The organism is Psychroserpens citreus, from assembly GCF_055686305.1.
On sequence record NZ_CM145999.1, the window covers coordinates 1,014,395 to 1,027,626 of the forward strand.

Annotated in this window: 11 protein-coding genes; 9 read left to right on the forward strand and 2 right to left on the reverse strand. The window is 34.4% G+C overall.

All coding sequences use genetic code 11. The annotated features are described in order from the left end of the window. Positions 1 to 38 precede the first annotated feature (38 nt). Together ACTU6T_RS04575 and ACTU6T_RS04580 are read left to right on the forward strand one after the other, a co-directional pair. On the forward strand, positions 39 to 1,001 hold the full coding sequence (locus ACTU6T_RS04575; RefSeq protein ID WP_460220080.1) for an L-threonylcarbamoyladenylate synthase: 963 nt from the start codon (positions 39 to 41) through the stop codon (positions 999 to 1,001). 156 nt (positions 1,002 to 1,157) lie between these two features. Then, positions 1,158 to 1,856, forward strand: a complete 699-nt coding sequence (locus ACTU6T_RS04580; RefSeq protein WP_460220081.1) for an FISUMP domain-containing protein — start codon at positions 1,158 to 1,160, stop codon at positions 1,854 to 1,856. 12 nt (positions 1,857 to 1,868) lie between these two features. On the opposite strand, the gene ACTU6T_RS04585 is transcribed toward ACTU6T_RS04580, so the two are convergent. Next, positions 1,869 to 4,523 (reverse strand): DUF5916 domain-containing protein, encoded by a 2,655-nt coding sequence (locus ACTU6T_RS04585; RefSeq protein ID WP_460220082.1) that lies wholly within the window; start codon positions 4,521 to 4,523, stop codon positions 1,869 to 1,871. A 237-nt stretch (positions 4,524 to 4,760) separates the two neighbouring features. Between ACTU6T_RS04585 and rplM the strand changes: the two genes are divergently transcribed. The 7 genes from rplM to ACTU6T_RS04620 all read left to right on the forward strand — a co-directional run bounded on the left by rplM (position 4,761) and on the right by ACTU6T_RS04620 (position 10,450). After that, the gene (gene rplM / locus ACTU6T_RS04590; protein WP_460220083.1) at positions 4,761 to 5,216 is read left to right on the forward strand and encodes a 50S ribosomal protein L13; all 456 of its coding nucleotides are present in this window, start codon (positions 4,761 to 4,763) and stop codon (positions 5,214 to 5,216) included. Further along, positions 5,216 to 5,602 (forward strand): 30S ribosomal protein S9, encoded by a 387-nt coding sequence (rpsI, locus tag ACTU6T_RS04595; RefSeq protein WP_460220084.1) that lies wholly within the window; start codon positions 5,216 to 5,218, stop codon positions 5,600 to 5,602. The genes rplM and rpsI overlap by 1 nt, the downstream gene beginning before the upstream one ends. 196 nt (positions 5,603 to 5,798) lie before the next feature. Continuing rightward, positions 5,799 to 6,614, forward strand: a complete 816-nt coding sequence (gene rpsB, locus ACTU6T_RS04600) for a 30S ribosomal protein S2 (RefSeq protein WP_460220085.1) — start codon at positions 5,799 to 5,801, stop codon at positions 6,612 to 6,614. Between the two features lie 86 nt (positions 6,615 to 6,700). After that, on the forward strand, positions 6,701 to 7,675 hold the full coding sequence (gene tsf / locus ACTU6T_RS04605) for a translation elongation factor Ts (protein WP_460220086.1): 975 nt from the start codon (positions 6,701 to 6,703) through the stop codon (positions 7,673 to 7,675). Positions 7,676 to 7,796: 121 nt separating this feature from the next. Continuing rightward, entirely contained in the window at positions 7,797 to 8,504 is a 708-nt protein-coding gene (gene pyrH / locus ACTU6T_RS04610) for a UMP kinase (RefSeq protein WP_460220087.1), read from the forward strand. A gap of 48 nt (positions 8,505 to 8,552) precedes the next feature. Then, the gene (frr, locus tag ACTU6T_RS04615) at positions 8,553 to 9,110 is read left to right on the forward strand and encodes a ribosome recycling factor (RefSeq protein ID WP_460220088.1); all 558 of its coding nucleotides are present in this window, start codon (positions 8,553 to 8,555) and stop codon (positions 9,108 to 9,110) included. A gap of 167 nt (positions 9,111 to 9,277) precedes the next feature. Next, entirely contained in the window at positions 9,278 to 10,450 is a 1,173-nt protein-coding gene (locus ACTU6T_RS04620) for a DUF5686 family protein (protein ID WP_460220089.1), read from the forward strand. Between the two features lie 6 nt (positions 10,451 to 10,456). On the opposite strand, the gene ACTU6T_RS04625 is transcribed toward ACTU6T_RS04620, so the two are convergent. Next, the gene (locus tag ACTU6T_RS04625; protein WP_460220090.1) at positions 10,457 to 13,174 is read right to left on the reverse strand and encodes a hypothetical protein; all 2,718 of its coding nucleotides are present in this window, start codon (positions 13,172 to 13,174) and stop codon (positions 10,457 to 10,459) included. Between the last annotated feature and the right edge of the window lie 58 nt (positions 13,175 to 13,232).

Genomic DNA, 13,232 nt, shown 5'->3' on the forward strand with positions numbered 1-13,232 from the left:
TTGATTTTTTAGAGTAATATTGCAAATCGAAACAGGTTATGAGTATCATTTCTAAGGACATATCAAAAGCAGTTGAGCTACTAACTTCAGAACAAATCGTTGCTATTCCAACCGAAACAGTTTATGGATTAGCAGGTAATATTTATTCTGAAACGGCAATTACATCCATTTTTGAGACCAAGCAGCGTCCGTTTTTTAATCCGCTAATTGTACATATTCCATCGACTGATGTGCTATCAGATATCGTAAAGCACATCCCAGAAAAAGCCAAACTATTAGCAGAGGCATTTTGGCCTGGACCTTTGACGCTTGTACTTCCAAAGCATTCAACTATACCTGATTTAATTACGGCAGGAAAGAATACGGTTGCGGTTCGTATACCTAATCATCCTTTAACTCTTGAATTATTAAACCAATTAGATTTTCCGATAGCGGCACCAAGCGCAAATCCGTTTGGAAGTATAAGCCCTACAACTGCTCAACATGTCAATGATTATTTTGAAAACGATATTCAAATGGTACTCGACGGTGGTCATTGTCAGCGTGGTATCGAATCTACCATTATTGGGTTTGAAAATGACGAACCTATAATCTACCGTTTGGGATCTACATCTATTGAAGCCATTGAAAATGTAGTCGGACCAATTTCAGTAAAAAACAAAAAGGAAAATGCACCTGATGCTCCAGGCATGCTGGAGCGCCATTATGCCCCTTCAACTCAAACAATCTTAGTCGATGATATATCTGAAGCGATAGCACAATATCAAGGCAAACATATTGGTGTGTTGGCTTTTCAGAATGTTAAAACTGATCATTCTATAACATTTCAGATTATATTATCTGAAACTAACAATTTACAAGAAGCAGCTTCAAAATTGTATGATGCTTTGCATCAACTTGATAAGCAAGACTTAGATATTATTATTGCGGAACGCTTCCCAGATTTTGGATTAGGGAAATCTATCAACGATCGTTTGCAGCGTGCAACCGTTAATCTTTAGATACCTTAAAACAATAAAAAGTGCTTTTTAGCGAAAAAAAAAGTAGCACAAATAGGTATATTCTCTTTTTTTTATATATTTAAAATATACTAAACTGTTCAAAATCAATACATACGCATGTAGTAACATGAGATTTTAAACTTAAATCCCCATATTATGAAAACTCAAACTCACCTTATTGTTCTATTTTTTGTAGCCTTTGGAAGCTTACTTTCGTGCAGCAATGATAATGATGATAATAACACGCCTGATGTCTGGTCTTGTGGTGACCAAATTGTTGATGTTGATGGCAACACTTATGACACCGTTAGTATTAATGGAACTTGTTGGACTGTACAAAATTTAGATACTGCCAATTATAATGACAATACTCCAATTGCCAATACAACAGATTTAACAGATTGGAATAATTTAACTACAGGAAGTTGGGCATATTATAATAATGATAGTGCCTTAGGTGCTGTTCATGGTAAGTTATATAATTGGTTTACTGTTGAAACTGGGAAACTATGCCCTCAAGGTTGGCATATACCTTCAAAAAATGAATGGAGTTCTCTTGTTAATTCTTTAGGTGGTTCTTCTACTGCTGCTGAAGCAATGAAGTCTTTGGCAGGATGGAATAACTCACCAGATAATGCAACCAATTCTAGCGGATTTTCTGCCTTACCTTCTGGTAACCGTGATATTAATGATGATTTCCTAGGACTTGGAGACAATGTATGGTTTCATACTTCAACTGAGGACCCAGACGATGACACCAAAGCCTTTTGGTTAAAAGTGACTAGTGGCACAACTACTGAGCAAGGAACTACATTTAAAACTGAAGGTTTACCTTGCAGATGTGTTATAGACTAAAATAGACATTTTTTACAAAACAAAACGATACGTCGCTTTAATTAAAAAGGTGTTTTCGGGTTTCTGATTAAATATCTGATTATCGATAATGGCTCCAAAATCATTATTGACATCACCAAGACCTGTGATACCTTGTGACCAGACTAAAAATATTTCTGAACCAGGAATATATTCCCATCGTACTACCAAATTTGATCTAAACTGTACGAAGGCAAAATCTGGGTCTCCAAAACTGTAATCTGATGTTCCGTTTAAATCTTCATCAACACTGTAAGCACCATCTTCAAAGGTAATTTGATTAGCACCATACCAAGTAACTCGCTCATTTATATTTTTGGCTGTAGGATTATTTACAAAATTAAAGTTGGAATACTTTGCTTTAAATATAAAAGGTTGCCCGTAATATTGAATGGTCAAATTTGGATTAATATTATAGTTTACTCTCAAAGTAGCACTTAAACTTTCATTATCTATTTCACCTAATATATAACGAGGTGTTCCATTGAAATCAGATTCGGTAACATATTGTGTTTTGTTCGGGTTTTCTTCATACTGAAAATTTAACGACATACTCAATGAATTTAATGGCTGATATCTAAAACGTAACTCATAACGATCTAAAGAAAAGTTATTTTGTTTTGCTCTTGAATTCACATATCCTAAAGTAGTACTTAGCTTTTTACGTTGATCTGTCCCAACAAACATATACCAAAAATTCTCTTCATTCCAACGCCATCTTGGACCACCTCTTAACACCGTATTACTAAAAATTCTCGGTTTATGAGCAGCTCCAAAATCGGCAAACCAGTTGTTTATAAAGTTAATATTACCACTCATTTCATACTGAATCCTATTATAATTCCCCTCAAAATCATATTGGGTAAATTGTTCCAAACCAATATTGGCGCGTCTAAACCAACTTGTAGGTTTATTAAATAGGCGCCTCACATTAGCATATTGAGAGATGATATCTGCCTGACGCAAAAACCCGATATCGTTAAGTTCTAATTCTGGGGATTTCCAATTTCCACCGATAGTATATCGCCATTTATCGCTACCACGTTGCCCAAATTCTAATCGGCCACCAGTTCCTGTAAGCGATGTTTTATTGGGATCAACATCTACATGACTTGCATCGGTTCGTTGAAACAAATGCGTTAGTGAGGTTTGTGTATTGGTAATAGCTTCTTTACTTCCATTTACATTACTCAATGTGAGATTTCCTTGAATGTAATATCTACGATCTTTCCAATTGTGTCTAAAATCGACACCTCCAGTGTAAGCACTCTTTCTTAAGAAATCTAAATTACCTTCCAGTTTTCGATTTGTAGACGTTACAATAGCACCTATATAAGAATTACGATCGTTAAAATCTTTTTGAGCTCTTGCGACTAAATAATTAGTAAAAGGCTCTACGAGTTCTTCACGACGTACACCTACTTCGGGCAAACTATTAATCACATCATCGCGCTCATCTAATTCGATATCTGCATACTCTTTTGCTGTGATACTTTCTAAGAGCCCGATAGCCCATCCATTTTTTGTTTTACCACTAAATTTTGCAGCACCAAGTATTGTAGTGAAATTTGGAATATCTTCATATTCACCTAAACTTCCATCGGCAGTAGTGAATCCTTGAGGCGTTCGTCCAATTCGTCTTGAGAAGAACACATTATCTCGACCACCACCAACTCTAAAGTCAAATACGTTTTTATTCTCCACAAAGAACGGTCGTCGTTCCTGAAAGAAAATCTCAAATCCATCCAAGGCAATGGCGCCTGGATCGGCGTCTACTTGTCCAAAATCTGGATTAATAGTCAAATCAACTGTAAGGTCATTTGTAATTCCAATTTTAGCATCCAAGCCACCTGTGAGTTTGGTATCACTTCCATCACGAAATGGGTTTCCTGGTTCAGCTTGATAGGTATCTAATTGCGCTACCGTATAAGGCTGTATTTCGAGTTGTTTCTGAGGTTTTAGACCAACGAGACCACGTAGCTCACCAAATTCACTTACCCAACCTGGTGGATTTGCAGGTAAAGGTTGCCACGTAGAACGTTCTTCATTATTAAAATAACGACGTGTTGATTGCAAGCCCCAAACTTGGTCTTGAGAATCTCCAAAACGCAACTGACTCAAAGGAATTCGAATTTCGGCAGTCCAACCATCATCATCAATTTTTGTATCGGCATACCATATTGGGTTCCAGCTGCTATCAAAATTTCCATTATCCGATATAAATTCGTCACCTTTTACTCCAGAAGCAGAAATGGTAAATGAAAAACCTGTTCTATCATCATTATAGCTTCCTAAATTGATTTCGACCCAATCTCCTGGAAAGTCATCACGTCTACCCATTCGCTTTTCAATTGTTGATGGATCTGCTTGATAACACTTAAAGGCCACATACAAATTTTTATCATCGTACACAATCTTCATTTTGGTTTGTTCAGAAGGCGGAGTACCAACATCAGGTTGAAATTCAACATAATCAGATGTCCATTCGACAATGTCCCAAACGGGCTCATCTAAAATGGCATCGATGGTAGGAGATGCTAGATCGTTAACTGGCGCTGTGGTATATACACGCTTTGGAATAGAATCATTTTGAGCATATACAATGGTGGTACTACACAATAATGTAGCTAGGAGAGAAAGGATTCTCATTGATTTGATTGATTAGGTTGTTATTCTAAAGACTTCAATTTAAGTTGATTGTTACATTAAATTGTTATGTTTCAGAAAATTTTAACGAAACCATTAATCATCAATGACATAGGATCAAAAAAATATTTTTGATTACAATCGAAATATTGCTTAAATAGGATTTGGTAATCAAATATTTAATCGTAAATTTGCAAACTCTTTTCGAGAGAGGAATGTTTAATAACAAAATCAATAAGTGTGGACACATTAAGCTACAAAACGATTTCAGCAAACAAAGCTACTGTTAATAAAGAGTGGGTTTTAGTTGATGCTGAGAATCAAACGCTAGGTCGTTTAGCTTCTAAAGTAGCAATACTTTTAAGAGGTAAACACAAGCCTAACTTCACACCACATGTTGATTGTGGAGATAACGTTATTGTTATCAATGCAGAAAAAATCAACTTATCAGGAAACAAGTGGAATGACAAAACGTACATTCGTCACACAGGTTACCCAGGTGGTCAAAGAAGTTTATCTGCGAATGAATTGTTTGGAAAAGATCCTGCAAGAATCGTAGAAAAATCAGTAAAAGGAATGCTCCCTAAAAACAAACTAGGTGCAGATTTATTCCGTAATTTAAATGTTGTTGTAGGTTCTGAGCACAAACATGAAGCTCAAAAGCCTAAAACAATCGACTTAAACAAAGTTAACTAATGGAAGTAATTCACAAAATTGGCCGTAGAAAGACGGCTGTTGCTCGTGTGTATGTTGCCAAAGGAAAAGGAAACATCACGGTGAACAAAAAAGACATGGCGGTTTATTTTCCTACTGCAACATTGCAGTACAAGGTAAACCAACCTTTAGCTATGACTAACAATGATGGCAACTTTGATATTACAGTAAACGTTTACGGTGGTGGTATTACAGGCCAAGCCGAAGCGATCCGTTTAGCATTATCTCGTGCAATGTGTGAGATTGATGCAGAAAACAGACTAATATTAAAGCCAGAAGGATTATTAACTAGAGACCCTCGTATGGTTGAACGTAAGAAGTTCGGTCAGAAGAAAGCAAGGAAGAAATTCCAATTCTCGAAACGTTAATCCTATCCTTTTTTATTATTCTGAATTTTCTTCGGAATATAAAAATCTTAAAGCTGTTCTGGTCAAACACATCAGAACAGCTTTACATTAAAAATCCTGAAACGAGTTCAGGTGCAGTTTAGCATCTAAATGATTGAGGCGAGCGAAAGCAACCACTTAATCATTGCTAATTTAAAAGAACGTAAACAATTACAACATGGAATCAGTAGAAGTTAAAGACTTACTAGAAGCAGGTGTACACTTTGGACACTTGACCAGAAAATGGGATCCAAACATGGCTCCTTACATTTATATGGAACGTAACGGTATCCATATCATCAACCTTTACAAAACGCAAGCAAAAATTCAAGAAACTGGAGAAGCACTTCATAAGATTGCAGCTTCTGGAAAGAAAATTTTATTTGTTGCTACAAAAAAACAAGCAAAAGACATCGTTGCTGAAAAAGCAGGTGCTGTAAACATGCCTTACATTACTGAAAGATGGCCAGGTGGAATGCTAACCAACTTCGTAACAATTAGAAAAGCTGTTAAAAAAATGGCAATGATTGATCGTATGAAGAAAGATGGAACATTCAACTCGTTATCTAAGAAAGAACGTTTACAAGTAGATCGTCAGAGAGCTAAATTAGAAAAGAACTTAGGTTCTATTTCTGACATGACACGTTTACCTGGCGCGTTATTTGTAGTAGATATTAAACGTGAGCATATTGCCATTAAAGAAGCACAGAAATTGAACATTCCAATCTTCGCAATGGTAGATACAAACTCTGACCCTCGTGAAGTAGATTATTTGATTCCATCAAATGATGATGCTTCTAAATCTATTGACAAAATTATGTCTGTAGTCACATCGGCTGTAGCTGATGGTTTGGCCGAAAGAAAGTCAGACAAAGCTCAAAAAGACGCTAAAAGTGAAAAATCACCAGCAGCGAAAAAAGAAGTGAAAGCTGAAGCAAAGGTTGAGAAAAAAGCTGAAGTAGCTGCACCAGTTGCCGCTAATGAAGAAGAATAAATAACAATTACACAATATAAATAAGTCGTTTAGTTGTTTTCTTCGGAAATTTTAAATTAAACGACTTTTTTAAATTTTATAACACTATGGAAAATACTGTAAAAATTACAGCTGCAGAAGTAAATAAATTAAGACAAGCTACTGGAGCAGGTATGATGGATTGTAAAAAAGCCCTAGTTGAAGCTGGAGGTGATTTTGATAAAGCCATTGAAGTACTTCGTAAAAAAGGACAAAAAGTTGCAGAAAAGAGAGCTGATAGAGACTCTTCTGAAGGTGCTGCAATTGCAAAAATTAATGCAGACAACACGTCTGGTGTTGCTATTGTATTAGGATGTGAGACTGATTTCGTTGGAAAGAACGAAAACTTCGTAGCATTAGCTAATCAATTAGCTGAAGTCGCATTAAATTATAATACTAAAGAGGAGTTTTTAGCTGCTGATTTTGGTGGAATGACTGTTGCTGAAAAGCTAACAGAACAAACTGGAGTTATCGGTGAAAAATTAGACATCACTGCTTTTGAAAAGTTAGATGCACCTTATGTTGGACAATATGTTCATATTAACAAGATTGCCGCTTTAGTTGGTTTATCTGCAAAAGTGGATAATGCTGAAGTATTGGTTAAAGATGTAGCAATGCAAGTAGCTTCAATGGGAGCAACTACATTATCATACAAAGACTTTGACCCAGCTTATGTAGCTTCTGAAACTGAAGCTAGAATTGCAGTTATCGAAAAAGATAATATCGAATTAGGACGTTTAGGAAAGACCTTAAAAAATGTACCTCAATACATTTCTATGGCACAATTAACTCCTGAAGTTTTAGCTCAAGCTGAAGAAGCTGCTAAGGCAGAATTAAAAGCTGAGGGTAAACCAGAGCAAATCTGGGATAGAATTTTACCAGGTAAAATGGAGCGTTTTATCTCTGATAACACCACTTTAGATCAAGAACAATGTTTATTAGATCAGAAGTTTATCAAAGATGAAAAGAAAACTGTTGCTCAATATGTAGAATCTTACGGCGATGTAGCTGTAACTGGATTTAAACGTGCTACAGTAGGATAATCCTATTTATCATTCTTTATATAAAATTAACCTCTCAATTCTTGAGAGGTTTTTTTATATCTAAATTCTACTTTTGTAAATTACAATAATGATTATATTTGCTAAACTTTCAATGTAAAACATGAAATACAAAAGAATCCTACTTAAATTATCTGGTGAAGCCTTAATGGGATCTCGCCAATATGGCATTGACCCAGAACGTTTAGCAGAATATGCTAAAGACATCAAAGAAATAACAGACTTAGGCGTTGAAGTTGCCATTGTTATAGGTGGAGGAAATATTTTTAGAGGTGTAGCTGGTGCCATGAATGGAATGGATCGTGTTCAAGGAGATCACATGGGAATGTTAGCCACAGTAATTAATGGCTTAGCCTTACAAAATGCATTGGAAGACGCTGGTGTAAAAACACGTTTACAAACAGCTATTAAAATTAATGAAGTCGCAGAGCCTTTCATTAGACGAAAAGCAATGAGTCATCTCAATAAAGGACGTGTAGTGATTTTTGGCGGAGGAACAGGTAACCCATATTTCACAACAGATTCTGCAGCTGTACTAAGAGCTATAGAAATTGAAGCCGATGTGATTTTAAAAGGCACACGTGTAGATGGAATATATACCGCAGATCCGGAAAAAGATTTAAATGCTGTTAAATTTGATCATATATCGTTTGATGATGTATTGCGAAAAGGACTTAAAGTTATGGATACTACAGCGTTCACCTTAAGTCAAGAAAATAAGCTCCCAATTATTGTATTCGATATGAATAAAAAAGGAAACTTACTGAAAGTAGTTTCTGGAGAAAATATAGGAACTAAAGTGAATTTATAATGTTTGGCTTATTTTTTGGTAAGCATTTTACAAATTAAAGTTTTAACTATGAACGAAGACATCACATTTATATTAGATACGGCCAAAGAAGCCATGGATGCTGCATTAAAGCATTTGGAAAAACAATTTGTAAACATTAGAGCTGGAAAAGCAAGTCCAGCAATGCTTGGAAGTGTAATGGTAGATTATTATGGAACACAAACACCATTAAATCAAGTAGCCAATGTCAACACACCAGATGGACGAACTATTACAGTGCAGCCATGGGAAAAAAGTATGCTTCAAGAAATTGAGCGTGGTATTATGGTTGCCAATTTAGGTTTTAATCCAATGAGTAATGGAGAAAGTATCATTATCAATGTTCCGCCTTTAACTGAAGAACGCCGTCGAGATTTATCAAAACAGGCGAAAGCTGAAGCTGAAGATGCCAAAGTTGGTGTTCGTAATGCTCGTAAAGAGGCTAATAACGATATTAAGAATTTAGACGATGTATCTGAGGATCTTCAAAAAAATGCTGAAATAGACATACAACAAATGACAGACAAGTACGTTAAAAGAATAGACGAAATTTTTGAAGTCAAGGAAAACGAAATCATGACCGTATAAATCTCAAAAAGCGACGTATGAATGTCGCTTTTTTTATTAATCCATTTTATTCTAATTTCTAAATGCATAAGATTTGTTGCTTAATTTTCATTACGCTATTTACTTGTGCTTTACATTCGCAAAACCCAAACACATTTAAAGATTCTACGACTACAAAAAGTGACTCTTTGAGCAAAAGAGAATTTTTAAGACAATTAGGTAATGGGTTTTTCCCTACAAAATTCCTAAATATTGATATGCGCTATTTAGTCAAATACAATCAATATGAAGGACTAAGAACTGGGCTTGGTGGTGAAACTAACGACAGTTTCTCTAAACGATATCGCTTAAATAGTTATGCAGTTTATGGATTTCTAGATCATCGGTTTAAATATAAAATTGGTGGCGGTTTTAGAATTAATGAAGCCACAAACACTTGGGTAAACTTGTCTTATACAGATGATTTACAAGAAACGGGTAGCTCAACATTTTTAACAGATAAGCGTTTCTTCTCTTTCTTTGAGCCACGCTTATTAAATATCGATCTATTTCATAAACACATCACAAAAGCGATTTCTTTAGAGCATCAATTTTCTAATCATCTTTTATCTGAAACTGAACTATCTATTAGTAAAATAGACCCAACTTATAATTATAGCTTCAATATTAATGGCAATTCGTTTACAAATTTTGATGTGAGTTTGGCTAAAATCTCCTTACAATGGAGCCCATTTAGTGATTTTGAAATTTCCGAAGGCATTACCAAAGAAGTCAAAAATGGATATCCAAAATTTTCGTTACAGTATACTCAAAGTTTTAAAAACGTTTTAAAGGGCGATTTTAATTTTTCGAAAATAGATTTTAGAACTGTACAACGTTTTATTTTTAATGATGATGTATTTACCGAAGCCATTTTAACAAGTGGATTTGCCACAGGAAAAACACCTTTAACACATTTATACCATGCCTATCCAAATAATATTACTAAAGAAACTATTCTTCAACGATTTTCGGTAGCAGGAATTAACAGCTTTGAAACCATGTATTTTAATGAGTTCTTTTCAGATCGCTTTGCAACGCTCCAAATTAAACATTTTGTAAAACCATTTAAAATTACTGAGCGTTATAGACCTCAACTGGTACTCATCTCTAGAATGGCCCTAGGAGATATGCACAACATTAATCGTCATCAAAATATTGAATTTGGAACCTTAAATAAAGGCTATTCTGAAGCTGGGTTTGAGCTTAATAAATTACTTTTTGGATTTGGGTTGAGTTTCGCCTATCGTTATGGAGGTTATCATTTACCTTCCATAGCAGATAATATTGCTGCTAAGTTCACTTTTAATGTGTCTTTATAATACAGCTTAGTTTAAACGCTCTTTCACCTTGTAAGGCACAACTTTATAACCTAGCATTCCGGAATTTGTTATAGCCTCTAAAATGATGATGAAATCACCTTTAACATCAGAATTGTAGTAATCTATCAAAGCTCTACCTTGATCATCTGTAGTTATCTCTGGATTCCAATACAATGGAGTCCTTAAATCTAATGTATTTGAATTAAAATCATCATTATCATATTTGGGAACATAAAACTCTTTTTCCTGAGCAAATACCGATATACTATTTAATTCCAATCTATCTTTTGCGGGTTCCAAAGCGCCAAATATACCTTTACCAATTTTTGTATAAATGCTTATAATACTTCCATCTGGGAATGGTGGTCTAGCTAGTGGAAAAACTCTTGTATATAGCGCATTGAAGTTTTTTGGAAACTTTATAACTTCAAAACTAACTATTTCATCGGGAGACAAATACTGAACAAAAGGATATTCATGTTCTAGAACAGGGATACCATCTATGACTACAAGAGTTACTTCATTCGTAAAAATCTGCGCTCTTAAATCGCGACCTTGTCTGAGAATAGTAATTTTATCCCAAAATGAATTACGAAGCACACTATATAAACCATAAGACCAATCTGATGTTTTTTCGACAATCTCTTCCCCATCAATAACAACATCTGGTTTTCCATACGTATTTAACATTTCTTGTCTTTTAGGTGTCATTTTATAACCATCAATAACAACCTCATCCAGTATTGTTCTGCCAAAAGTAGAAAAATAAAAATCGGTCTCTTCTTTTTTATACTTCCTGTTTTGAGAAACAATCTTATCCGCTATTTCCTCATTAATCACAATCTTATGTTTAGGAGTAGAGTTAAAACTAATTGGAAGTCTTTTTTTCTCGTTTAAGGCAATAACATATTTTTTTCTCTCATCTTTACTACCATTGATAGGTTGAATCAAAATATCCTTTTCAGAACCATACATATCATCCAATTCAAAGTTAAATGTGCCAGGTACATTCACATTCTTTATGTATGGCACTTTCATTTCATCAAATGTCATTAACATTAATTCTAATTCTTCTGTGCTTTTAACCTTTTTTTTGTGGTTTATTATTCCTGAAACCTTAAGTTTTTGTTCCATCTCAAAATTAAAGTTTCCACTTAGCTTGATGTATTTGTAGTTAGACCAGCCTTGTGTTAGCAATAAGTCGTCAATATTTAATTGTTCTTCATTATTAAAATAAGCCCCTGGAGTTTCTATTGTTCCCTTTAGGTCAGAGCTAAGTAAAAAGAAGGATAATATATTTTCTCTTAAATTTTGCACATCATTAAACTGTTCCTTTTGAACAACTAAGCTAGACAAGCTGACTACTAAAGGTATATTTTCAGAATTAACCGCTTCAACTTTCAGGTTAACTTTTTCTCGTTGTTGGTACTCTTTTTTATTTGCTATAGCTTTTATCGTGATTCTATTGGTAGGCATTTCATTAAAAATCATCCTCTCAGCAATTGGAAAGTTGTCATTATCACTTAGCCTAAATACGATAATACCTTCGGGTAGACTTTGTTTTGGTATGGAGAACACAAAGCTTCCGTTCACTATTCGTCCAGACTCATGAAAATAAGTATAACCACGACAAGATGCTTTTAAAATTATAGATTGATCATTTTTTGAATCATTAGATGCTACTGAAATATTTATGGCATTCTCATTAAAAGATGCAGCCATTAGTATACCATTGCCCTTCACTTTTGGCAAATTAACTTGCCAATCTATTGAATCTTTGACTCCAAAGCAACGTGCTTTATATGTCAAAGAAGAATCAACATCCTTCAAAAAAAAATGTCCCATTCCCAAAACATTACTTTCGAATGCTGTAACTATTCTATCGTGATTATCTAAAATAACTCCCTTAACACCTGTCCCTTTTCCGTTAGGATCTATTGCCTTAAAACCAACTTTACTCGTTAAACCATGAACCAAGGAACCACTTTCAGGAAAAAATTGTAGATCAATTGATTCACGATTTTTTAAAAGCGTCGTCAAATAATGTTTTTTATCGTGAGTGATTAATTCTAATGTTACTTCTTTTGTGTTTTTCTTAATTAAATGGCTAAAATCAAAAAAACCATTTCGTCCTCTTTTTAACTTTATAGTATCTCTAACCCCATCTTGAATGACAACCACTCTTAGCTTTTGATTTTTATGTAGGCTATCTATATGTTCAGGAAATATATCAGCCTTCAGATTAAATCCACTTGATGAACTATCAGTCCGTCTCAAATTCTGGACAGGCTTCAAGCTAGGGTATTTACTATTTTCAGAGTAAATCTGTATATCTTTTTTGAAAAAAAAATCCGATCCAAAATTCTTATTCCATTCAGTATAAGCTCTTAGAATATACTGCCCTTCATCATAGCTTCTATCTAAATCAAAAAAACCATTTCCAATCCCTTCTTCAATTTTGATTATTTTAGATTTGACAATGTCTTTTTTAGGATTTATTAAGTCAACATACAAAACACCACTAGAAAACTCTGGGCTATGCAATACAGCATTACTCACAATAGCTTTAAACCAAATCGTTTTATCAGTGGTGTAAACTTCGTTATCTAGTTGTAAATAAATTTTCTCTGCAAAAGAATCATAAGTATATGATTTCGTCTCTTGAGCCAATGCCGCGTTAGAAAACAAGAATAAAATAAATAGGTTAATATGATTAAATGACATAACAATCGTGTAGATATAAAGTTATTAATTTTTATCATAACTTCATTTCAATTAATTC